The following is a 560-nucleotide window of genomic DNA, read 5'->3' as shown; positions in this document are numbered from 1 at the left end:
ATCACGCTCGGCAAGTCGGGATCAAGCGCACCGCTCACGGCGCTTTCGACGATGGGGGCTGCCAGGCGGGTGGGTTCGCCGAGCATGTTGATGAAGCGGCCTCTGGAGCGATTCTCGATATTGCCATTTCGCCCAACTTGGAAGGAAAACACCCCCTGGGTTTTTGCCAGTGCCCGGGCACCGTCGTTGTCCATCAGCACATCGACCACCAGCGGTGGTTTTTTGTTGATGGTCTGGCGGGCTTCGACATGGATGCGTTGGCCGTCGAGGGTGGTGCCTTGCAAGTGCATGATGATGGTGTCGCCCTGGTTGAAATCGACGGGTGAGGCAGCAAAGACCTGGAGCTTTAATTGGTCTTTACCCAGCTGGTCGAGATCGAGGTCGTTCCCGTCAGCCTGCTCAAGAATCGGTCCCTCAAGCCGCGAGTTGCCGGTGTCGACGACGATGCGGGTTTCCTTGCACCAGTCTTCGGAATCGTTGTCTGCAAAATCTCTGACGAAGAATGACACCGCCAGCCCTTCATTCCCGGAGTCACCCGCCGCGAGGATGACGTCCTTGCC

At 58.8% G+C, this 560-nt stretch carries 1 pseudogene; it reads right to left on the bottom strand.

Going from position 1 to position 560, the window contains the following annotated elements:
• Positions 1-560: pseudogene (locus tag ACTJK7_RS29080) on the bottom strand (hypothetical protein); the annotation flags it as partial.

The organism is Pseudomonas sp. 22085, assembly GCF_052045815.1.
Classification (GTDB): Bacteria; Pseudomonadota; Gammaproteobacteria; order Pseudomonadales; family Pseudomonadaceae; genus Aquipseudomonas; species Aquipseudomonas glycinae.
Note: the sequence above shows the minus strand (reverse complement) of the source record. Positions and strands in the feature narration are given on the sequence as shown.